Source organism: Cognatundibacterium aquatile (assembly GCF_014699135.1).
Classification (GTDB): Bacteria; Pseudomonadota; Gammaproteobacteria; order Burkholderiales; family Burkholderiaceae_D; genus Undibacterium; species Undibacterium aquatile.
This window is the reverse complement of record NZ_JACOFT010000002.1, coordinates 223,082-244,849: the sequence shown is the minus strand read 5'-3', so window position 1 is coordinate 244,849 and position 21,768 is coordinate 223,082. Positions and strand designations below refer to the sequence as shown.

The following is a 21,768-nucleotide window of genomic DNA, read 5'->3' as shown; positions in this document are numbered from 1 at the left end:
ACGCTTTTAAAAAACATCAAATAAAAAAGCCTGATCTTTACAGATCAGGCTTTGCAGCGACATAAATAACTCTTAATGCGAAAGTGCTGCCTCTCCCGCCATACGACGAAGACGACGCGCGGGTTCGGTTCGTTTCATTTGCTTGCGATTCTCATTCTTCAGAGAATTCGCCCCGCGTAAGCTCGTCAGAACCCGGCAGACTGTTTCGCGGGTTGAATGCACAATCTCCGCCATATTCCCCAAACTGGGCAACGCATCTGCGGCAAATTCGCTGAATACCTGATTGGCATCTGGCTTCAGCATCTGCAGCAAGCGTTTGACACGTTCGTCCACCGTACCGGTTCTCAGACTGACAACCTGACGGCAGCGAATATGGTTGGTAGCAATCGTTTTCATCAGTAAGGCCGTCATTGCCTTATCATCAGCGACATCGACCGGCTGCAATTTTACCGGCGTAATTGCCCGGACTTGCAATGTTTCACTCAACCCTGAAAAACACTCGACACCCAGCAAATCGCCGGGTAACGCCAAACGCACAAAATTGATTTTGCTTTCGTCTGACTCATCCACACTATTGATACGTACCGTCCCAGATTCTATACGCCACAAGGCGCTTAACTCATTCATTGTTAAGACCTGACGCGGCAGCAAATACCGCTCAGATCTTTTCATTACGCTGGATTGCATAAGATCTCCGTAAAATTAACAAATGATGTATTTGTTCGAATTATTTATCGTCATCTTCGTGATCCCTGACACTTTGCGCCTCGAACCACAAAGCATTAACGACTGCCAGCAATACCGCCATCGACGTTCCCAACATCCAACTGAAATACCACATAATGATTCCTTTCTGAGTGCGCTTAATACAGCGACTTGCTATTCGCCTGAATATTGGCAACCGTGACTTTTCCACGCATGACGCGGTAAGCCCAGCTGGTGTAGCCGACGACGATTGGCGTCATCACCAGTGCAACCCAAAACATAATGTTCAGCGTACGCTGACTGGAGACGCAATCCCAAACCGTCAGACTGTGATCAGGATGTGAACTGGATGGCAGCACAAATGGGAAAATCGCGGAGCCTGCCATCAGAATAATGCCGGCACAAGCAATACCACTGCCGATAAAAGCGATACCGCCACGGCGTGCCAGCGTTGCGATCAATCCAAGTGCAATTCCCGTATAGGCAAGGCCGACCAGCAAAAAGATCAGCGGATAACGTTCATAGTTAATCCACCATGCGCCTGTCTGATGCAACACCGATTTTGTCAACGGTGAAATGCCTTCACCAACGAGTATGTCTGAGGTGATCCGGTAACCTTCCATCCCGGAAACCATGACACCCGCCACCGTCAATACCAATGCAAGCACTAAGGCGCTGACCATACTGACGCGACGGGCGCGCTGCGCAATCTGTTGTTCAGTGCGTAATTGCAGATAGTTCGCGCCGTGAAATACCAGCAGCGTCAGACTGGCAACGCCGCACAGTAATGTGAATGGCGTAAACAATGCCCAGAAACTGCCGGTATAAACAGGGAGCATATTGTCTTCAAAGTGAAATGGAACACCTTTAATGACATTTCCTATCGCCACCCCAAATACCAGCGAAGGCACTGCGCCACCTACAAACAAGCCCCAATCCCAGGCCGTACGCCAGCGCGGATCGGCTACTTTGCTACGATAGTCGAAACCAACCGGACGGAAAAACATGGCCCACAATACGGCCATCAGGGCAAAATAAAACCCGGAAAATGCTGTTGCATAGACTAGTGGCCATGCGGCAAAGATCGCGCCGCCAGCAGTAATAAACCAGACCTGATTACCATCCCAATGTGGTCCGACCGTATTGATAATGACACGACGTTCATCATCATTGCGACCGATGAACGGCAGCAGTGTGCCGACACCCATGTCATGCCCATCCATAATGGCAAAGCCGATCAACAGTACGCACACCAGCAACCACCAGATTAATTTCAGTAATGTGTAGTCAAGCATGTCACACCTCTTTTGAAGACAAAGCGGCCGCATAGACGGGCGCATTCACACCATTAGCGCCAGCGTTAGCATTGGTTGATTCCAGAGCATATTTCCCGGTACCCAGACTTGAAGGACCAAGGCGCACGTATTTCAGCATCAGATACACCTCGGCGATCAGCAGCAGGGTATAGAACAGCAAGAAGCCGCCAAGTGAAAACAGCACATCGTTTCCGCTTAATGCCGATGTCGATAAATGCGTCGGCAACATCCCCTGCACTGTCCATGGCTGGCGCCCGTACTCAGCAACAAACCATCCCATTTCGCAGGCAATCCACGGCAGCGGCACACTCCATACGGCCCATTTCAACAACCATGGACGAGACTCTATGCGATTCCGTGCCGCCGACCAGAACGCCACCGCAATCAGCGCCAGCATGGCAAAAGCAACAGCAACCATGATGCGGAAAGTCCAGAACATAGGCGTCACTTTAGGGAAAGCATCGCGCAAGGCTTGGGCTTTCATTTCTGGCGTTGCCAGACGTACGTCAGAGATATATTTTTTTAACAGTAAGCCATAACCCAGATCTGCCTGTACTGCTTTAAAGTAAGCCAGCTTTTCAGCATTTTTGGGATCTTTGCGCAAAGCCTCCAACGCGGTAACAGCGACGATGCCACGCTCTATGCGACTCGCAATCTTCACCTCCAAGGCATCAATACCGGGAATGACCTTGTCGACGCTGCGAGTGCCGATCAGCCCCAGAACATAAGGTATGCGTATCTCTGCATGATTCGTTTTATTTACTTCATCAGGAATACCAAACAGCGTCAGGCCCGCTGGAGCCTCTTCCGTTTTCCACATACCTTCCATCGCCGCCATTTTTGTTTCCTGGGTTTCAGCAGCGGTGTAACCAGACTCATCGCCCAGCACAATGACCGATAAAACCGATGCCAATCCAAAGGCAGCAGCAATGCGAAATGAACGCAATGCAAATGCGGTGTCTCTCTTCTTAAGCAGATACCAACTGCTGACGGACAAAACAAAGATCGAACCTGTGACATAACCGGCGCTGATGGTGTGCACAAATTTTGCTTGTGCTACAGGATTAAAAATCACGTCGGTGAAACTGCTTAATTCCATGCGCAGGGTCACAGGATTAAACTCGGCACCGACAGGATTCTGCATCCAGCCATTCGCAATCAATATCAGTAATGCAGACAAATTTGATCCGATCGCAGTCAGGTAAGTGACACTGAGATGGCCGACCTTACTCAGTCTGTCCCATCCAAAAAAGAACAGTCCGACGAAAGTGGATTCCAGAAAAAAAGCCAGCAAGCCTTCTATCGCCAACGGCGCACCAAAAATATCACCGACGTAATGCGAGTAATAAGCCCAGTTGGTACCGAATTGAAATTCCATTGTCAACCCGGTGGTCACACCAAGCGCGAAATTAATGCCGAATAATTTTCCCCAGAATTTGGTCATGTCACGATAAATTGTTTTTCCCGTCATCACATAGACGGTCTCCATAATGGCCAGTAACAGAGACAAACCCAGTGTCAGGGGAACAAATAAAAAATGGTATAAGGCGGTCGCCGCGAACTGTAGCCGCGACAAATCCACCAAAGATTCTGAAATCATTGCTTTTCCTTTGCATCTGTTTCATTTCCGTTGAGATCGCCTGCTCTGCTTTGCTGATCTTTAGTTGCTGGCAACATGCGCTCCTCCATACCGTGCGCCGCTGCATCTGCTGGCAAACGTTGTGGAAAAAAAGCAGCTTTAATTGAAAAAAGCAGTACCAGCTTGAACAGCAACACCAGAATAATTTCCCGCTTTAATTTGAATTGCAACGGACGATGCGGTGTCACAGGAGTATCAGTCTTTGATACTCCTGCTGTATTTTGCAAAGACATAGCCTGTCTCCGGAAATGAGATAAAAATCGGAAGTAAGCTACCAGCCGCAATCACGACGAGAGCCAATATTGATGACAGGCGCGTCATGACAGTCTGGTGGCATTACTTCTTTCTGAAGATGACGGTAGTGCTCCACAACATCAGAAAACCGATATCGTGAAACAGAACGTCATCTGGAATCAAAAGGCGGCGGGAGGTGCGCGAACGGAAGGTACCAGCCACGCAATTTTTTTTGCGACGGCCAGCGTTTGAAAAGAGAAAAACTGACTTTCACTGATCGTGACAGGGAAAGTAAATTCAGGAACAGGAGGTAAAGCGAATGTCGCCGCATTCGTCAGACAATAGGCACAATGCTCGAAATGCGCGGTATCAGAGACATCGGCGGGCTTGACGCTCGTTTTTTCGAGTACGGCCCCGGCAGGGGAAAATAAAACCCAGCTCAATCCATTCGATGCACAAATTTCTTTCCATTCGCCCGCTTGAATACTGCTTTTAGCCGATGAATGACTGATGGCCTGCGAAGCCAACGGCATCAGAGAATTCAACAGAATCGCCAGAATGGCGATCCAGCTAAAACCCTTACTGCGTCGACGATTTCGCATAAAAAATGAAATAAAAAGTAAATCCACAGGATAGTGTACGCGCTCAAATGAAGGATTATTTGATCTGGCGCATACAGGCATTCAGCAAATCAGAAGAAATCAATCTACGGTATTGCGTCGGATAACGAATACATAGTCCAGCACCAACATCAACAACATAGAAATGCCCACCAGAGGAAAAATGATACCGCCCACCATCAGCAATATAAAAACAACTTTTAACGCGTGGCGATTGGCTGGTAACGGTGGAATTCCTATCGTCCCTGCGGGACGCCGCTTCCACCACATCACAGCAGACGAAATACAGATCAGCACAATTGCACAACAAACCGCCAGCATCAGCAGTTGATTCGCCAGACCAAATTCCTGCCCCAGATGAACATTGATGCCCCACTCCAGCCCTTTACCAACCGGACCGTAATCGGCAAAACTCATATCAAGCAACACCTGTCCGGAGAACTGGTCAAGATGAACGACTCTTTGCTTTGCAAGGTCGTTTGGATAGACAGAACCGGTGAACACACCAGTCGTAGTGACTGGCAAATTGATCGCATAGGTTTTCGCAAGACCCAGTTGATCAAAAATAGAAACCGCTTTATCAAGACTGATCTGAGTAAGGGTAGTTGCATCGCTTGCAGGATGGACATGAGTAGCAGAAACAGGTGCTTTCGCCTGCTCCAGTGACCACGCAACAGGGGCAACATGATTGATATGTTCATCCGACATGGGTACGCTGACGCGCACGCCAGCGGGATAACCAAAGTTGCTGCCATTAGCCCACTGATTCACTTTGTCGCCCCACACTATCGACCACGGCATGCCAGTGACGGCGAGGAAAAGAATAAATACCCCGGCGATGATTCCGGTAACGGCATGCACATCACGCCAAAACACGCGCTGAGACGGCACACCACGCACCTTGAGTACGCCATCCAGTGATGATGTGTTTTGCCTCGGCCACCACAAATAGGTGCCAGTGATCACCAGCAAAATACACCACCCCGCAGCCACTTCAATCATGCCATTCGCGATCGGACCAAAATATGCCAGACTGTGCAGTCGCCGTATTGTCCACGATACCATACCCCGATTCGGCATACGCCCTAACACCGTACCGCGATAGGGATCAACGAAGATGGCCATCACATCACCACCATCACCTTTAATATCCACCTCAGCAGAGCCAGATTCACTGGCAGGAGGAACATAGCGCAAGGCATGACCGGGATAGGCCGCTAACGCCGTCTGCACAATATGTTCATGTGAATGCGGCGATCCGGCCGTCGCTTTAACGATCTTGATGTCGCGATAAATATAATCATCAATCTCGGTGTGGAATAAATAGATAGCTCCCGTTACTGCCAATATCAGCATAAATGGCGGCACCAGTAAGCCTGCGTAAAAATGCCAACGCCATGCCGCCCGGTAAATATCGACAGGTCGCGTTGCAGAAAAAAATGTATTCATGCGGTATCTATTTAAATTAGTTAGCAGCTATCAGGCCTGTCTGATCACCGTATAGAAAAACACTGATCAGGCAGATCATTTCACTTAAAACTTCATATTGGCAGAAAGATAAAATGCCCGGCCGTCACCAGGAGAATGACGTGTCTGATCATTAATCCACACATATTCGTAGTAACGATTAGCCAGATTTTTCACCTGGAATTCCAACTCTACCGATGAGGTGAATTTGTATTTAGCACCGACATTAAACAACGCGTACGCACCATATTTACTTCCAGTGTTCGCCGTGGTCAGATAATAATCGCCCTGCCCATTACCTGATACGGATAACTGCAATGCCGGCGACACCTGAACATCATAGCCAGCGGAAAATATATATCCGGGTACGTGGTCAATTTCTTTACCTGCCGTTATTGGTGCAGTTGGGTCAGGTACAACAATCTTTGAGCGTTGACGTGAATAGGAAAACCACGCGCTGCTGTATTGGTCAGGACGGATATTTACCTGCAGGTCTATACCGCTGCGTCTGGTACTGCCGACGTTTTCAGAATCGCCGGAGGGATCATTCAAACGGCGTTTTACTTCATCCGATGCACTTTGTTCCCACACAGAAAAGCGACCGTTTATCCAGCTGGCTGGTGCCAGTTTAACGCCAGCTTCCCAGCCATCATTAATCGACGGGCGCAAATCATTTTTATTCGATTTGTATGCTGCAGCACCCGCTCCAATCTGGAATGTCCGCCCCCAATTGCCATAGACACTAGCTGAGTGCAATGGCGAGTACACGATGCTCAGCTTGGGCTGACCGATCACCCCATAATCCTGAATACCGTAGTGCACATTTTTGGATACGTCAGTAAAACTGCCATCAAATTTATCCACGCGATACGCAGGAATAATTTTTAAGGTATCTGTTGTCTGAATGGCGGCCTGTATATATGCCCCGTAATTATTCAGCGTAAATTTTTGATCTCGGGTCGTCGTCACCCTTACCTTGTTCGACGTACTGTAACGCGGACTTTTATCATCCTGATGTTCGGCATTGACGCCCGCCTCAATCGCCAGATCTTTCAACCAATCTGTTAATGCAAGACCTGGGCGATACGTCACAGAATTCAGAACGCCGACATGCGTTTCATCGATAACACGTTCCTGTTGCGATGTTGTACTGGAATAGCGTAACCAGCGCTGATCTTTTATCTGATTCAGATACACCTTAGTCGCCAGCGATATTTTATCTGTAGGATCAGCATCAATATGCACACTTAATTGATTCATCTGACGATTGCCACCTTCAGACTGCGCATAAGGATACGATATCGTCGGACGAGTATAAGCATCAGCTGCCGTCAGGTAACCGGCTTCATCTCCATTACTTTCTGTATGACGCGCAATGACGCCAAATCGCATACGAGCATCATCAGTGGTATAAAACCATTTGCCACCCACGGTGGATTTTTCAAAGGTCGCGTTATCACGATATCCCGCTGATTTCAGATAACCGGCAAAATAATTCTGCGACCAGTTATTGCTTTCCCATCCTTTTGCGAGCTGTACCTCTTTTGTATCAAAGCTGCCGTAGGTCACCCGCGCGTCGTTGTAGTTGCCACCGCTACGAGTAACGATGTTCGCATTTCCGGCGATATTGTGCAGTCCATAACGTGGATCATTCGTTCCACGTACGACTTCAATCGATCTGATTTCTAATGGGAATAACATGTCCAGCAGTTGCATGCCGCCGCCATTATCATTACTCGGCACACCATCGATCAGCAACTTGACCGCGTTCACTTCACCTTCACCATTGAAGCCACGGAAAGACAGCTTACCTGATTCACTCCCTTGCCTGAACTGGGTCATCATCACACCAGGTGCTTTGCTGAAGAGCTCCCACGTATTCACTACCTGCTGGGTCTGTATCAGATCGGAACCAAGAATATCGACGGAACTGAGGACACTTTTTGCCGCTATCGGGCCATTTTTTTGGCCGCTGATTTCGACTTTACCAATTTCCATTGCTGAATCATTGAGCCCGCCGCCACTATTGGCGACAGTTTCTGCTGAGGCGGAGTTAATACCGACAGGAGCAAATAAACTTGCAATAACAAGCGCACAAGTTCTTAAAACAGGAAGGGAAAATCGCTCTGAATGAGCTTGATGAATTAAACGGTTAGCAGACGATGTACAGAAAAACATAAAGATCCTTGGTCACAATAGTGCTCACCCGTTGACCTGAAAAAGTAAGACGGGTTTTAACTTACGAATACAGCAGATGTTGCCCGCTTCAGCGCAAATAAATTCGGCTGTCTGTCGTAAATTACGTATCAGGTAGAAAGATGTACGCCGGGATGCATTCAGCATCACAATCAGCAGCGTACAAACAATGCTGAGGTGTCATGGCGACATGAATGAATGTGCAAACGGATCGAAACAGAATGATATCTGCTCGAATCACAAAAAATTCAATAATAGTCGCGAAGACAATCAGCCAATCAATCAGCCGATAGCAGGAGGAGCGCGCGGATGCGCATGCAACCAGGAAAATAATAGCTTAGGGGAATGGTAAAACAGGAAAGGCAGCAAGGCGTGACCAACAGGCACCATCCACCGCACAGACAGATCAACCGGCAACGCAAATGTTCCGGCATGCGTCGCACAAAATGAACATTGTTTAAACTGGTGATGCGTAGTATCGGGAGAAGACTTACTGAGCAGAACTTGCTCGGCCGGAAGAAATTTTGTTCCGGCAGCAGAGCATATTTCTACCATCTCTTGTGGAGAGATCATTTTCGAAACGGCATAATCCAATGACGGTAGCAGCGCATTCAAAAAGATCGCAATACATGCGATCCAGATGCTCTTTTCATACCAGTGTCGATTGATTATTCCAAGTTTCATGTCAGTATTATAATTCAACATAACGCATTTTATAACTCAGCTTATCACTCAGTTCATCGTCCGCGCGACAAAACAATACTACGACGATGCTGCGCTTCCATCTTCGTAGCATGATGCGTATTTAAGAGCGTCTCTGTGTCAACGCTCATGCAATAATGTCCCGAAACAGTAAGCGTCCTCAATCGCCAATCATTCTTCCTTTTCATTTATGCATATTCTTTTAGTCGAAGACGATCCGGTGCTGGCAGAAGGCATCTCTCAGATGTTGCGCGAGCATGGCATGTTGGTGGACGTCGCACGCAATGGTAAAGACGCCTGTTTTATCTCTCAGGAACAAAAAATCTCGGTCATGATTTTGGATATCGGCTTGCCGGATATGGATGGTTTTGATGTACTGCATCACATACGGAAAATTCAGCGAAATAATTTCCCCGTCCTGATGTTGACTGCAAGAGATGCGATCCTGGATCGCGTCAAAGGCTTTGAAATGGGGGCAGATGATTATCTCGTCAAACCTTTTTCGACGTTGGAATTAGTGGCACGTTTAAAGGCCTTGGTCCGACGATCATCCCCTGCTTCGGTCGGAATCCGGCTTGGTCTGCTTCATCTTGACTCACAAACAAAGCGGGCTGCCGTTGATGGTCAGGTCATCGATTTATCTGCCAGGGAATGGACAATACTTGAATATCTGCTTAAAAATGAAAACCGTGTCGTGTCCAAACAGCAGATCATCGATGCCATCTTGCTGCATGACGGAGATATTTCGCTCAACGCAATTGAAGTCTATGTCTCACGGATACGCTTAAAACTCAACAACGCTAAGGTGATGATCCGCACAATTCGTGGCTTTGGCTATATGCTGGAAGAGGAAAAGTGAAACTGATGAGTTCCGGACAGCCAAGCATTCGTCGCAGTCTATTAGGATGGTTAATCATTCCCCTTTTATTAGTGAATTTCATCGGCGGCGGTCTTGTGTACTGGCTGGCCTGGGAGCCGGCTCAACTTGCGTTTGACCAAAGTCTGGCTGATACATGCTGGGCACTGGCGACCCGGTTAAATAAAACAGAAGCTGGCATCAGCGTAGATCTGCCCTCTTCTGTAGAGCAGGTACTAAGGGTTGATCATATCAACACCATCTATTTTGCGATCCGCAATCAAAAAAATCAGACGCTGGCTGGCGATTCCGACTTTCCGACTCTGGCTCAGCCGGAGAATCTCGACGAACCTCATTTTTCAAATGGAAAAATGCGTGGAGAAGAGATTCGTATCATTAATATTAAATTTTCAGCGGGCGATCAGGATGTCGTCATTTATGCTGGCGAGACGTTAAAAAAGCGTAATGCGATCCGTACCAGAATACTGACAGCGTTAATATTTATCGAAGGGGCTTTAACCTTTTTACTTCTGGGCGTGGTGTGGATCGCGGTAACAAAAGGTTTGTTACCACTGAAGAAAATACAGGCGGATCTGAATCAACGCGATTTTGATGCGCTGTCTGCGATCCCGGTTGAAGAAAACGCTTTGGAACTTGGTGCTGTGGTGACCGCCATTAACCGTTTGCTCAAAAAAATAGAAATCGGTTCCAATGCCCAACAAGAGTTTCTGGCCAATATTGCGCATCAGTTACGCACGCCTTTAGCCGGATTAAAAGCGCAAATCGAATGGCTACAGGACAAATATGCGAGCGAGACAACAACAGCCAGATCCATCTCGTTAATGATGATTTCAACCGAACGGATGATACGGCAAACAAATCAGTTGCTTTCACTCGCAAGAGCAGAACCAAGTAAATTTGAACGAAAACGACTAGAGCCCGTATCGCTCGATATGATCGTGACTGATTGCATTCCTCATTTTCTGGGCACGGCTGATAAAAAAAATATCGACTTAGGTTTTGAGCTTGCTCCGACGCGTATTTCCGGCGATGCTTTCTTACTGCGCGATCTGATAGAAAATCTGATCGATAACGCGATCAGTTATACCCCAGAGGGTGGGGTCGTCACGGTCAACACCTTTACCGAAGGCGAACAAGTAATTTTTTCCGTTGAAGATAACGGCCCGGGCATACCTGAGGCAGAGAGAGAATTGATTTTTCACCGTCACTATCGTATCTACGAAGGAACAGGTGAACGTGTCAAAGGGAATGGTATCGGACTGGCAATCGTTGCCGACATTGTCAAAGATCATAATGCGCAAATCACGATCAGTGACGCCGAAGCAGGAGGCACCATTTTTTCGGTTCACTTTCCGGCAATTCGCGATAATGAATGACGGTTAAAGAATAACGTTTATATTTTTAGTTGTCAGGATTTTGTCAGCTTACTGTCATGTTTTTGACAGTTTGCATTTGCATAATGGGGCAATGTATTACTCCCATCATGCAGGATAAAAATGACTAAACCTTGCCCTACACTGGCAAAGTTTAATTGGGTCGTCAGGATAGCCATTGCCGCAGCATGTAGCTCAGCAATACATAGCTATGCTCAGTCACTCATTGAACCAGTTCAGAACCAATCAAACAAGGCACATAACAATACCGACATTTCCGGAAACATTCCGGAAGTGGTCTTATCGCCACTCAGTCTGGAACGTGCAATTCAGTTAGCACGTCAATACAACCATGATTTGAAGCTTGGAAAAACCAATGTCGCCAATGCAGAGGCGGCAACGACAATCGCTGGCGCAGCCCCCAACCCAAATCTGACAATTCAAACCAGCGGGATCAATCCCAGACTAGGTATAGGTCCAGGTTCGCTGAAAAATAAAACCGTCGATAGCACCCTCAGAATTGATCAGCTTGTCGAACGCGGTGGCAAGCGTGAATTACGGCTTGAAGCTGCGACGCATCTTGAAAGGGCCAGTCGGCTGGACTTTAACGACACAGAGCGTCAATTAAAACAAATGATCGGTGCTGCTTATTTTGATCTGGCGGCAGCGCAACACAAATTACGTATCAGTAAAGAAAATTCTGATTCTTATCAGGCGACCTTAAACGCGGCGGATAAGCGCAAAAAATCAGGGGATATTGCTGGTGCAGATGTCGCCCGGGTACGTGTGGATGCGTTGCGCGCAGAAAATGATCTGCTGCAGTCAGCCAGTGAACTTAAACGTGCTCAAAGTGCTCTGGCCTTACTCATAGGTATCAAAGCACCGTTCATGTCGCTACAGGTCATGGATGATTGGCACACTGAAGATGCGTTGCCAGCAAGCGTTTTGTCAGAAGAATTAATTCAGAAACGCACGGACGTTGCTGCGGCGAAAGCCAGACTGGACGCTGCGCTGGCGGCACGGAAATTAGCCCTCGCAGCAAGGACACGTGATGTCACTGTTGGCCTGCAATTCGAGCATTATCCAACCAGCCCCGCCAATCAACTGGGCTCCGGAAATAGCTATGGCATTTCCATACAAATCCCCTTGTTCAGTCGCTACGAATTTCAGGGAGAAATCCGCGCTGCGGAAGTCGCCGTCGATGCGGCGCAAGAAAACTTAGCAAAAACCATTGATGCAGCACGCAACGAATTGAACCTGCAGTTTGAATCACTGCAAACATCAAAGACACTGCTGGCGCGCTTTCAAAATGAATTACTTCCGGCGGCTCGTAAATCAGCAGAGGCGACTGAATTCGCCTTTAAAAATGGTGCCGTTCCCGTCATGGATGTATTGGATGCGCGCCGCACTTATAGGTCAATCGAGTTAGATACGATCAACGCCAAAGCTGATCTGGCGAAAGCCAGCATGACACTGCGTATCAGCCTGGAAGAATTGGAGCACAAATGAAATTACGTCAAATCCCTGTTGTACTTATCGCGCTTGCTTTCGCTGGCATCGCTGTAATCTACTCCGCAAAACTAGTCACAGCGACTGAGAAAAAGACAGACACTCCGCAGACAGCAAAAGCGGAAATCGGAAAAATAAGCTACCCGGCAAATGCACCGCAACTTGCTTCAATCAAATTAGCAACCATCAGCGAAGTCAGCTTGCCTATAGCGGACACGATGAACGGCAAACTCGCTTACGACGAAAACGTGACTAGCCGCGTCAGCTCGCCTGTTGCAGGACGCGTCATCCGCTCTACCGTCGAGATTGGCGATTACGTTAAGAGAGATACTCCGCTTCTGATACTGGACTCGCCGGATATGGCAACGGCAGACGCCGACTTCGCAAAAGCCAAAGCAGACCAGCAGCGTAAGAAACTAAATCTGGATCGAACACAAAAATTACTCGAGCAAGAAGTGATTGCGCGTAAGGATGTTGAATCTGCCGAAGCTGATTATCTGCAGGCTGCAGCAGAAACAAAACGCGCCGGCTTGCGCATGCGCAACCTGAATGCGCAAGGCAGCGAAAATGGAAAATTCGTTCTGAAAGCCCCGATCAGCGGGCTGGTGACAGATAAGCAAATTAACCCAGGCCTGGAAGTACGCCCCGATGCCACGGCTCCATTGTTGACGATAACGGATTTAAACCGATTGTGGGTGCTCGTAGATGTCCCTGAACGGTATATAGGCAACATCAAGAACGGACAAAAGATTCAGCTTGAATTTGACGCTTATCCCGATCAGATTTTTGATGCACTTGTTGATCGTGTTGGTTTAGCGCTTGATCCAACCACACGGCGGATACAAATCAGGGGAGTTTTAAATAACAAGGACAGAAAGCTGCGTCCGGAAATGTTTGCCCGCGTGTCATTTTTGGCCGATAGCGATAAGAAAGCGTTTCGTATACCGAATGCTGCACTGATCGTTGAAGGTCTTTATAACTATGTTTTCCTGGAAAAACGCGAAGGTGAGTTTCAAAAACAAAAAATCAATATTGTGCGCAAAGACCGTGATGTCAGTTATGCCGATGTGACATCGAATGCTGCACTGAACAACAAGCAACGCATCGTTGAAGAAGGCGCTCTGTTACTCAACTCAGAGGTTGCATCACATGCTCAATAAATTCGTTGATTTTGTTCTGACGCAGCGCGTTTTTGTTTTAGTCCTGACGGTTGCCTTAATTTTCTTTGGCTATCGCGCTATGAGCAATTTGCCGATTGAAGCATTCCCTGATGTGCAAGACGTACAGGTACAGATAGTCACGCAATTCAAGGGACAGGCAGCCGAAGAAGTTGAACGTGCAGTGACATTGCCGATAGAACGCGAAATGAGCGGCGTTCCCGGGCAGACACAATTGCGTTCCGTTTCGATTACAGGATTGTCGGTGGTGACCATCACATTTAAAGATGGCACCGACGACTATTTCGCTCGCCAACAGGTACTCGAAAGACTGCAAGGCGTCACGCTGCCCACAGGCGTACAGGCAACAATTGCACCGCTGACGACCGCCGTCGGTGAAATCTATCGGTATGTGCTGGAAGTTCCCAAGGACATGTCTGAAAATGATGCGCGCAGTTTGCAAGACTGGACGATACGTCCGGAATTACGGATTGTATCTGGCGTCGCCGATGTGGTCAGTTTTGGCGGCACGGTCAAAGAATATCAGGTTCAGGTCGATCCGAATGCCTTAAAACGTTACGGCGTCACACTCGATCAGGTCAGTCAGGCACTGACAAACAACAGCAGCAATGTCGGTGGCGGCACGATACGCCGTGGCGATGAAGCGCTGGTTGTCCGTGGTCAGGGTCTGTTTGAAAAGAAAGAAGATATCGGCCGCGTCATTATCAATGCAAAGAATGGAAAAACTGTGTTGGTATCCGATGTGGCAGATGTAGAAATTACGCATCACCCCCGCTCTGGAATCGTCTCGTATAACCAGGGTGACAGCTATGTTCTGGGTATCGTACAGATGACCAAAGGCGGTAATGCAGCGAAAATCATTGAAGAATTAAAGAAAAAAATCGAGATCGTTAATGCCAAGTTACCTCAGGGCGTGAAGATACGCCCGATTTATGATCGCACTGATTTATTGCATCACACGATCATGACAGTCTTTGAGAATCTGGTCGTCGGTGCCGTGTTGGTCGTCGCGATTCTGATTGTATTTCTGCGTAACTGGCGCGCGGCCCTGATTGTCGTCACGGTGATTCCCTTATCGCTGATGTGCGCCTTTATCATGCTTGATCTGCGAGGGATTCCGGCCAATCTGATCTCACTGGGCGCTGTTGATTTCGGCATCATTATCGACAGTGCTGTCGTGTTGGTTGAAGCATTAATGGTGAGACTGGCACTCAAGCATAATGAAGAACATGGGAATCTGTTTCTATGGCGAAAACATGTTCTCAAAGATACCGTCGTTGAAATGGGCCATCCCATCCTGTTCGCCAAAGCCATCATTATTCTGGCGTTCATTCCCATCTTCACGTTTCAACGAGTGGAAGGAAAAATATTCTCGCCAGTCGCGCTGACCTTAAGTTTTGCCATGCTCGGCGCCTTGATTCTGACGATCACCCTGATTCCTACTTTGTTGACTCTGACAATGAAAAAGCACAGTCTTGCTGAGCGGCATAGTCAGTGGCTGGAGAAAGCGCAACAGTTCTACCGAGAATTGCTGCAATCTGCGACAAAGAAAAAACATGGCGTCATTTTTGTATCGACATTGATTCTTATCATTACATTGGGTCTCGCTCCCCAGTTGGGCAGTGAATTTCTTCCTAAACTGGATGAGGGAAATATCTGGCTGACCATCAGCCTGCCGCCATCCACTGCTTTAGAAAAAACCAAAGATATTGAGCGTCAGGTGCGTTCGATTTTACTCAGCTATCCGGAAGTGAAATCCGTTGTAGCTCACGTGGGCAGACCAGATGATGGTACGGATCCTAAAGGCCCGAACAATATGGAAATTCTCGCCGAACTGAAACCGCACAGTGAATGGAAATTTAAAGATAAAGAAAGTCTGATTGCCAATATGACTGCCAAAATCGGCGTCTTACCTGGCGTTCCGACCAATTTTTCGCAGGTGATCCAAGACAGTGTTGAAGAGTCTTTATCCGGCGTCAAAGGAGAAATCGCGATCAAAATCTTCGGTCCGGATCTTGATGTGCTGACTCAGAAAAGCGAACAGATTGCCAACATCTTACGCGGCATAGAAGGTGCGGCCGATGTCGATGCAGTCAAAATCGGCGGGCAAACTGAACTCAATATCGTGATAGATCGCGAAAAAATTGCGCGATTAGGTATTAATGTCGTCGATGTGAATAACGCGATTCAGACTGCGCTCGCGGATTATCCAGTGAATACTTTTTTTGAGGGTGATAAACGGTTTGATATTACCGTTCGACTGAAAGCAGCTTATCGCAACTCCATTGACAGCATAGGCGCCCTACAAGTCAATTTGCCGAGCGGAGCCGGAACCATAGATCTGGCTGATATTGCCAGAATATTTCTGAAACAAGGTGCCGGTCGCATCAGCCGTGAAGCTGGCGGTCGTAATGCCTCTGTGAAAGCAAACTTACTGGGCAGAGATCAGGGTAATTTTGTCGCCGAAGCACAAAAGAAAGTCAGTGAACAAGTGAATTTACCACCTGGTTATTTTATAACCTGGGGCGGTCAGTTTGAAAATCAACAGCGTGCAGTGAAACGTCTGGCGATCATTGTTCCCGTGACCATTTTCCTGATTTTCGCCTTGCTATTCTGGGCATTCAGGTCAATCAGAATGGCATTACTTGTACTGGTCATGGTGCCATTTACCATGGTCGGTGGCATCGCCGGTCTCGCAGTTGCAGGCTTGCACTTTTCAGTATCCGCTGCGGTTGGCTTTATTGCCGTTGCGGGTATTTCTGTGCAAAACGGCGTCATCATGCTGGAACAAATTCTTGATTTCGAAAGAAAGAAAGATATTACTTTTCCTAGCGCGATTGAAGGTGCCGTTGCGCGTTTGCGCCCTATTCTGATGACAGCCTTGATGGCAGGCCTGGGATTATTGCCTGCCGCACTATCACACGGAATCGGCTCAGAAACACAGCGACCATTTGCGGTGGTGATTGTTGGGGGAATTATTACGGCAACTATTTTCACTTTACTGTTGTTGCCGCTGAGCTATTCCCTCTTCAAAGATAAAGCACGAGAGGAAGAGTAAAGTAAATGAAGATATCCCTGCCCCATTCTTTCAGCGTTTTTATCTGCCTGTATTGTGTATCCATCGTGCCGGTACATAGTGCAAATAAAACCGCCTCATGCAAGATATTTGGTTCGTGGCGCGAATGCATCTCCGTTCCTATGGCTGACGATGCCGACGAAATGCAAGCAAAGGAATTGCATTTACCCACAGCAGAAAAGGCAAAACTGTATCTCGTTCGCTCAGGATTCGTCGCTGCACAATTACCCACCAGGGTCAGTCTCGATCAGAAAAAAATTACAACTCTTGCTCCAGATACCTTCATCGCATTTGAAGTTTCACCTGGCAAACATCAGTTAGGCTCAGCGACATTCGGCGGTGATCAGATAGAACGGGAGTTTAAAGCCGGAGTAGCCTATTTTTACAAAGTGAATCTCGGCATTTACTTTAATCAAAGAAATGAACATATTTCAAGGATAAATAAATCCGAGACTCAACAATTGTTAGCCCATCTGCATCTGGCAAAAATCGATCATGAATAGACACTTAAGCCACCAACTGTTCATTTTCTTTTTCTGCATGGCTGGAATATTCAGCTCTGCATTCGCAACGGATATACATTGGGATCAAGGTGCTCGCCGTGCCTGGGTACTGTCAATTATCAGCACAAAACCTCCCGAAGACGCCATACTGCCATGTCTTGATTTATTGACTGGCGATGATATTCAAAATCGGCATTTCGTTAAAGTTCATTATCGCCACATACGAAAATTCATCACGACGATCGTTGAAGTTCCTAAAGATACCGAAGTCAAAGCAGGGGATGAAATTGAAATAATCCCGGAAAAATGTAGTGAAGGAAAAACTTCAACATTTGTTCAGGTTCTTCAGGAAAAATAAAAACGAGCTCAGATTTCATCTGCTTCGGCACGATGGATTAGAGTAGTAAAATTTAAACGACAGATAGCGGAGTAAACAATTGAAGAAAATACTGAAAATTATTGCTTTGGCTTGCATGCTGGCTTTTACCTCCGCATGTCAGAAAGCAGTCAGAGAACATGAAAACTTCGTCTACAAAATCGAAGGTGATGCAGATAGCAATCTGTATCCTGTCGAAGTCAGTCAAGTCAATGAAGATGTCTTGATAAAGTTAAAAACCGCGACCTTGACACCCGAAATATTTTCTATTGATTCAGCCGGTACAGAATCAAAATTTAACTTTGATTCTGAAGGCAAAACATTAATTGTCCCAGCGAAATTCAGTCATATCGTTTTACGCCATGCAGGCGAGCCTGCTGTCGGGATTTTTAAAGAAAAAGCTAAAAACTGATGATCTGAAATTGACATGAAGATTGGCTCACCGGACATCATGTTTCAGATAAAAAATTAAAAATAAAAGCATAAGAAAAACAAATTTCTATCTTTTATTGATTCAACTCACATCTGACTTTGATAGAAAGCATAGACTTAGAAAAGTAGTTTCAATTTTATTTTCTATGAACCAGCCAAAGGACATTGCCATGACGTCACGTCGCCAATTCATTTTCAAAACTATTCCAGTCGTTGCACTGACAATTTCAGCCAGCGGACTCGCACAGGCGCAAGCACAAAAAATCGCGGAAACTGATGCTGCCGCAACTGCATTGGGCTATAAAAACGATGCGACGAAAGTCGATGCTAAAAAATTCCCTGCCTATGCGGCTGGAAAAACCTGCTCTAACTGCATGTTGTATCAAGGTAAAGCAACTGACAGCTGGGGTGCCTGCGGTGCCATGGGTAACAAACTGGTTAATGGCAAAGGCTGGTGTGCAGCCTGGGCGAAGAAAGCGTAAGTTCGTCTGAATTTAGCAAGTTTCCGGCTTCTGCAGCGGAAACTTGCCGGAACCACAGTTATAGTTGACTGCGGTTTATGGTTGGATTCTCTGCATCATTCCCCCCTGCTTAAACAGTCTGTTTTATTCAGGTTTATAAGCCAGCATACCAACCAAAGCTGATTTACCGGCATGTTGCGTTCCTTCATTCAATACTTCTTCGTAAAAACGCAATTCGCGAATATCCAGCGAAGAAAAAGAATCACGCAGTAATTCTTCTGTGTAAAGGCGGGCAATATCCTGAGGGCCGCCGGTCTTGTATTCAAGCTGCGCCGGGCTGTATCCATGAAGAATCAGAACACCACCCGGTTTTAGTGCACGGATTATATTCGAAAACAGACGTGCTCTCATTTCCGGATCAGCGAACTGGACGAAAATCGCAACAACAGTATCGTAATGCGCTGGTTCCCAATCAAAGTGATCGCAGTCAGCAACGACAAAATTCACGTCAATATTTTTTTGTTGCGCCAACTTCCTTGCTTTATTCACGCCGACAGGTGAAATATCAAACGCTGTTGTGATCAAACCTTGCTCTGCCAGCCAGACGCTATTACGCCCTTCCCCGTCTGCAACAACCAGCGCACGCATACCGGGATGGAGCGCGTCTTGGCAGTGAATCAGGAAATGATTGGCTTCAGTTCCAAAAATATATTCGTCGCAAGAAAAACGCTTGCTCCAGGTTTCCTCAGGATTGCTGAATCGGGGGGCAGTTATTTGTGTTGCCATGGTGGATTACAAACGGCAAATTTGCTTTTGTAAACGGAGCGCCAGACTACCAACCCCGCCGCCATTGACGACATTGGTATAGCCCATGTTCGCCAGAATATTTTTTGCGGAAGCAGAACGGGCACCCGACTGGCAATAGACGATGACGGGTGCGTCCTTGTCTGGCACGACGCTGTGAATACGGTCACCGACCTCGCCCAATGGTAAAGAATCAGCACCAGCTATGTATCCGGCTTGATATTCACCTGAAGAACGGACGTCGATCAATATCGCATTTGCCGGTAATTCCTGTTCTGTACCGACAAATGCTCCGATTAATTTTCCTAACAAACTCATTGTTTTACCTATTTTATTTATCTAAACGTTCTATGCCTAAAAGCTTCAAGACATACTTTTCATAAATCGGTTCAGAGGTTCCTGCTTTCATTTTATGCAGGAAATATTTTTCAAAAGCGATTTTGGCCAGATGCACCCATTGTCCCTTTTTAAACCAGGCTACATTCCGTGGGGGTATCTGCGGCAAAGCAACGAAAGCCGCTCCGGTATCGCCCATATCAGCAAGACAGATCGCGTTCCATGACCCTTTGGCAGTCGCCGGTGTACCAGCCAGATCAGCCTCGATGTTATGCACAATCGCGGTAATCATGCTTTCTATCATGTATCCCGTTTTCGGCGCACCTGTGGCCACCGGTGTCACTTCTACCGGTGGTATCGCAACACACACACCGGCAGAAAAAATATTCCGATACTTTTTACTTCGCTGATTTTCGTCGATGAGAACGAAACCACGGGGATTACATAAACCTTCAACAGCAGCAACTGGATCAACACCGCGAAACGCCGGCAACATCATGCTGTATTTAAACGGTAGCTCATGCTCTTTTTTGAGATTGCCCATGTCGTCCATCTCGCTGACAAACATTTTTCCATCCTCAACGCGAGTAGTCTTTGCATTACAAATCCACTTAATATCGTGATGACGGAACTCGCTTTCCAACATCGACTTGGAGTCACCCACACCACCAAGTCCGAGATGTCCGATATAAGGTTCACTTGTCACGTAGGTCATCGGAACTTTATTGCGCAATTTGCGCTTCTTCAGATCCTTATTGAAAATAAATGCAAATTCATAGGCAGGACCGAAACACGATGCACCCGGCATCGCACCAATAATCGCGTGCCCAGGATCTTCTAAAAATTTCTGATATGCCTGGTAAGCATGTTCTGCGTGATCGACAGAACAAATTGACTGCGTAAATCCATTCACTGGACCCGCGCCTGGCACCTCATCAAATGCCAACTTTGGCCCGGTAGTAATCACTAAAAAATCATATTCAACAACAGTGCCATCATTCACAGTCAATGAATTTTTTTCTGGATCAATACGCACAACAGCTTGTGCAATAAATTCTATGCCTTTCTTTTCAAGATAGGGACGAATCTGAAATGTAATCGCCTCGCGCTGACGCCAACCAACAGCCACCCAGGGATTTGAAGGTACGAACTGAAAATAATCAACTGCGTTTATCACGGTAATGCGATGCGACGTATCCAGTTTTTCGCGCAACTCATAAGCGGCCGGCATGCCGCCGGTGCCCGCTCCCAATATAACGATATGCGCCATGGTGTCTCCTCCTGTGTATCGTTCATCAATTTGCGCTGATTACTTCTTCGGTAATATGCTGCGCACCCATGCAACTATTTGCGAAGCGTGCATCACTCCGCTCTGCCGTCCAATTTCCCGCCCCTGATACATCAGTAGCAAAGTCGGAATACTACGAATGCCATAGCGTTGACTAGCCATCGGTGCCGCATCGCTATCCACTTTTATAAAACGAATATCTGGTGCATTTCTCGCGGCTTCCGCAAATTGTGGTGCCATCGCCCGGCAAGGGCCACACCAATCGGCCCAGAAATCGATCAATACCGGTAACTCCGTCTTTTCGATGAACTTAACCAAGACCTGCTCACTGATTGGTACAGGTTCAATCGCCATCAGATCAGCACCGCACTTGCCGCAGACTGGATGCTGAGATAAGCGTTCATCTGCGACACGATTCGTAGCACCGCATACAGGGCAAACCAGGTGCATGACAATCTCCTTTGTTCAGTTACCTGCTTTGATGCCGAGTTTGCGGACAATGCTTTCCATCAGACACCATTTGGTCAGGCCGCTCTGAAATAAATTAATACCGACGAATGCGGTAAAAGCCAGCCACCACTGATTGACGAAAATGGGGCTGCCGGGAATTCCCAACGCCAGACTTAACAGGATGAAAAAACCTGCAATAACGCGTACTACTTGCCAGCTGTTCATG

The 21,768-nt window shown here is 47.2% G+C and carries 23 protein-coding genes; 9 read left to right on the top strand and 14 right to left on the bottom strand.

Features of this window, described 5'->3' with window-relative positions; genetic code table 11:
- Positions 1-72 precede the first annotated feature (72 nt).
- The 9 genes from H8K26_RS05510 to H8K26_RS05470 form a co-directional block, all read right to left on the bottom strand.
- The gene (locus H8K26_RS05510; RefSeq protein ID WP_190477953.1) at positions 73-687 is read right to left on the bottom strand and encodes a Crp/Fnr family transcriptional regulator; all 615 of its coding nucleotides are present in this window, start codon (positions 685-687) and stop codon (positions 73-75) included.
- A 40-nt stretch (positions 688-727) separates the two neighbouring features.
- Positions 728-841, bottom strand: a complete 114-nt coding sequence (gene cydX / locus H8K26_RS05505) for a cytochrome bd-I oxidase subunit CydX (RefSeq protein WP_186885418.1) — start codon at positions 839-841, stop codon at positions 728-730.
- A 22-nt stretch (positions 842-863) separates the two neighbouring features.
- Positions 864-2,000 (bottom strand): cytochrome d ubiquinol oxidase subunit II, encoded by a 1,137-nt coding sequence (gene cydB / locus H8K26_RS05500; protein ID WP_190477951.1) that lies wholly within the window; start codon positions 1,998-2,000, stop codon positions 864-866.
- Position 2,001: 1 nt separating this feature from the next.
- Complete coding sequence (locus H8K26_RS05495; RefSeq protein WP_190477949.1) at positions 2,002-3,621, bottom strand: cytochrome ubiquinol oxidase subunit I; 1,620 nt, start codon at positions 3,619-3,621, stop codon at positions 2,002-2,004.
- Entirely contained in the window at positions 3,618-3,893 is a 276-nt protein-coding gene (gene cydP, locus H8K26_RS05490; protein ID WP_190477947.1) for a cytochrome oxidase putative small subunit CydP, read from the bottom strand. Before cydP ends, H8K26_RS05495 begins: the two co-directional genes overlap by 4 nt.
- Positions 3,894-4,073: 180 nt before the next feature.
- The gene (locus H8K26_RS05485; protein ID WP_190477945.1) at positions 4,074-4,496 is read right to left on the bottom strand and encodes a DUF2946 domain-containing protein; all 423 of its coding nucleotides are present in this window, start codon (positions 4,494-4,496) and stop codon (positions 4,074-4,076) included.
- Positions 4,497-4,595: 99 nt separating this feature from the next.
- Positions 4,596-5,963, bottom strand: coding sequence for a PepSY-associated TM helix domain-containing protein (locus tag H8K26_RS05480; RefSeq protein WP_190477943.1), 1,368 nt, complete (start codon positions 5,961-5,963; stop codon positions 4,596-4,598).
- Positions 5,964-6,047: 84 nt separating this feature from the next.
- Complete coding sequence (locus tag H8K26_RS05475; RefSeq protein WP_223826864.1) at positions 6,048-7,979, bottom strand: TonB-dependent receptor; 1,932 nt, start codon at positions 7,977-7,979, stop codon at positions 6,048-6,050.
- A 480-nt stretch (positions 7,980-8,459) separates the two neighbouring features.
- Positions 8,460-8,861: a DUF2946 domain-containing protein gene (locus tag H8K26_RS05470; protein ID WP_190477939.1), complete on the bottom strand. Its 402-nt coding sequence runs from the start codon at positions 8,859-8,861 to the stop codon at positions 8,460-8,462.
- A 208-nt stretch (positions 8,862-9,069) separates the two neighbouring features.
- Here H8K26_RS05470 and H8K26_RS05465 point away from each other — a divergent pair, with 208 nt between their 5' ends.
- The 9 genes from H8K26_RS05465 (at position 9,070) to H8K26_RS05425 (ending at position 18,685) form a co-directional block, all read left to right on the top strand.
- On the top strand, positions 9,070-9,738 hold the full coding sequence (locus H8K26_RS05465) for a response regulator transcription factor (protein ID WP_186885426.1): 669 nt from the start codon (positions 9,070-9,072) through the stop codon (positions 9,736-9,738).
- 5 nt (positions 9,739-9,743) lie between these two features.
- Positions 9,744-11,132, top strand: coding sequence for a sensor histidine kinase (locus H8K26_RS05460; RefSeq protein WP_186897319.1), 1,389 nt, complete (start codon positions 9,744-9,746; stop codon positions 11,130-11,132).
- A gap of 120 nt (positions 11,133-11,252) precedes the next feature.
- Positions 11,253-12,638 carry a TolC family protein gene (locus H8K26_RS05455; RefSeq protein WP_190477937.1) on the top strand — a complete coding sequence of 462 codons (1,386 nt, stop codon included), beginning with the start codon at positions 11,253-11,255 and terminating at the stop codon, positions 12,636-12,638.
- Entirely contained in the window at positions 12,635-13,798 is a 1,164-nt protein-coding gene (locus H8K26_RS05450) for an efflux RND transporter periplasmic adaptor subunit (protein ID WP_190477935.1), read from the top strand. The genes H8K26_RS05455 and H8K26_RS05450 overlap by 4 nt, the downstream gene beginning before the upstream one ends.
- The gene (locus H8K26_RS05445) at positions 13,788-16,874 is read left to right on the top strand and encodes an efflux RND transporter permease subunit (RefSeq protein ID WP_190477933.1); all 3,087 of its coding nucleotides are present in this window, start codon (positions 13,788-13,790) and stop codon (positions 16,872-16,874) included. Before H8K26_RS05450 ends, H8K26_RS05445 begins: the two co-directional genes overlap by 11 nt.
- Before the next feature lie 5 nt (positions 16,875-16,879).
- A complete protein-coding gene (locus H8K26_RS05440; protein WP_190477931.1) occupies positions 16,880-17,395 on the top strand; it encodes a hypothetical protein in 516 nt (171 codons plus the stop codon).
- Positions 17,388-17,753, top strand: coding sequence for a hypothetical protein (locus tag H8K26_RS05435; protein WP_190477929.1), 366 nt, complete (start codon positions 17,388-17,390; stop codon positions 17,751-17,753). The genes H8K26_RS05440 and H8K26_RS05435 overlap by 8 nt, the downstream gene beginning before the upstream one ends.
- A gap of 79 nt (positions 17,754-17,832) precedes the next feature.
- Positions 17,833-18,183, top strand: a complete 351-nt coding sequence (locus tag H8K26_RS05430) for a TrbG/VirB9 family P-type conjugative transfer protein (protein ID WP_190477927.1) — start codon at positions 17,833-17,835, stop codon at positions 18,181-18,183.
- Between the two features lie 190 nt (positions 18,184-18,373).
- Positions 18,374-18,685: a high-potential iron-sulfur protein gene (locus H8K26_RS05425; RefSeq protein WP_190477925.1), complete on the top strand. Its 312-nt coding sequence runs from the start codon at positions 18,374-18,376 to the stop codon at positions 18,683-18,685.
- 123 nt (positions 18,686-18,808) lie between these two features.
- Here the strand turns inward: H8K26_RS05425 and H8K26_RS05420 are convergent, their stop codons facing one another.
- From H8K26_RS05420 to H8K26_RS05400, 5 genes are read right to left on the bottom strand one after another with little or no spacing between them, the layout of a single operon-like run.
- On the bottom strand, positions 18,809-19,450 hold the full coding sequence (locus H8K26_RS05420; protein ID WP_190477924.1) for a class I SAM-dependent methyltransferase: 642 nt from the start codon (positions 19,448-19,450) through the stop codon (positions 18,809-18,811).
- 6 nt (positions 19,451-19,456) lie between these two features.
- Positions 19,457-19,786, bottom strand: a complete 330-nt coding sequence (locus H8K26_RS05415; protein ID WP_190477922.1) for a rhodanese-like domain-containing protein — start codon at positions 19,784-19,786, stop codon at positions 19,457-19,459.
- Positions 19,787-19,799: 13 nt separating this feature from the next.
- A complete protein-coding gene (locus H8K26_RS05410; RefSeq protein WP_190477920.1) occupies positions 19,800-21,074 on the bottom strand; it encodes an NAD(P)/FAD-dependent oxidoreductase in 1,275 nt (424 codons plus the stop codon).
- 39 nt (positions 21,075-21,113) lie between these two features.
- Positions 21,114-21,542, bottom strand: a complete 429-nt coding sequence (trxC, locus tag H8K26_RS05405; RefSeq protein ID WP_190477917.1) for a thioredoxin TrxC — start codon at positions 21,540-21,542, stop codon at positions 21,114-21,116.
- A 15-nt stretch (positions 21,543-21,557) separates the two neighbouring features.
- Positions 21,558-21,767, bottom strand: coding sequence for a YgaP family membrane protein (locus H8K26_RS05400; protein ID WP_186885438.1), 210 nt, complete (start codon positions 21,765-21,767; stop codon positions 21,558-21,560).
- Position 21,768: the final 1 nt, after the last annotated feature.